1 pseudogene is annotated in these 522 nt (G+C 76.1%); it reads left to right on the plus strand.

What is annotated here, in order from left to right:
- A pseudogene (locus tag L0B03_RS19005) lies at window positions 1–522 on the plus strand (AAA family ATPase); the annotation flags it as partial.

Genomic DNA, 522 nt, shown 5'->3' on the forward strand with positions numbered 1-522 from the left:
AGGCCGAGCGGGCCCGGGCGGCTGCCGACGCCCGTCGCCGGCAGGAGGAGCTCGACTACGCGCGGCAGGTGCTCCAGTCCTCGGGGGCCGGGCGCGGGCTGGTGAGCGCCGAGGTGCTCGCCGACCGCTTCGCGCACAGCGGGCCCTCCCTCACGACAGCAGAGCGTGCGGCCTCGGATCGTTCATGGACCTACGGGCACGTCGTGGTGGACGAGGCCCAGGAGCTGTCGCCGATGGCGTGGCGCATGGTCCTGCGCCGCTGCCCGACCCGATCCCTGACCATCGTCGGCGACGTGGCCCAGACGGCTGCCGCAGCAGGAGCACGCAGCTGGGCCCACGCCCTGGACCCGGTCATGCGCGGCTCGTGGCGCCTGACCGAGCTCACGGTCAACTACCGGACCCCGGCCGCCGTGGCCGAGGCCGCGCAGGAGGTCGCCCGAGCTGCCGGCCTCCCGGTGACCTCGCTGACCTCGGCGCGGGCCGTCCCCGGGGCCCTCGAGGTCGAGCGGGTCACCGCCGAGG

The organism is Actinotalea sp. C106 (assembly GCF_023630195.1).
Taxonomy (GTDB): domain Bacteria; phylum Actinomycetota; class Actinomycetes; order Actinomycetales; family Cellulomonadaceae; genus Actinotalea.